This window comes from Bacillus cereus group sp. N21 (assembly GCF_016483395.1).
Taxonomy (GTDB): Bacteria; Bacillota; Bacilli; order Bacillales; family Bacillaceae_G; genus Bacillus_A; species Bacillus_A pseudomycoides.
In genome coordinates, this window is the sequence record NZ_JAEHBX010000360.1 from 1 (window position 1) to 261 (window position 261).

Below are 261 nucleotides of genomic sequence, written 5' to 3' on the forward strand. Positions count from 1 at the left end.
GTCCCATTTTCATTCACCATATGTCTTAAAATAAAATGTTCCGTACGGTTTCCTTGTAAGGCTGACCAAAATACAATTCCACCTAAGGCGATTAAGAGAATAACTCCAATCCCTATATATAAACGTTTCCGCAATCTTTTCACCTCCCTAATAAGGCTAACCTTAATTTTACCAGAACATACGTAAATTAAAAAAGACAATCTATTAGATTGTCTCCCGCATTTCTACCCCTCACAAACCTCTTTAGAAGGTCTATATAGT

1 pseudogene is annotated in these 261 nt (G+C 35.6%); it reads right to left on the reverse strand.

Annotated elements, in window-relative coordinates:
* Positions 1 to 134: pseudogene (locus JDS96_RS31190) on the reverse strand (transcriptional regulator); the annotation flags it as partial.
* Positions 135 to 261: the final 127 nt, after the last annotated feature.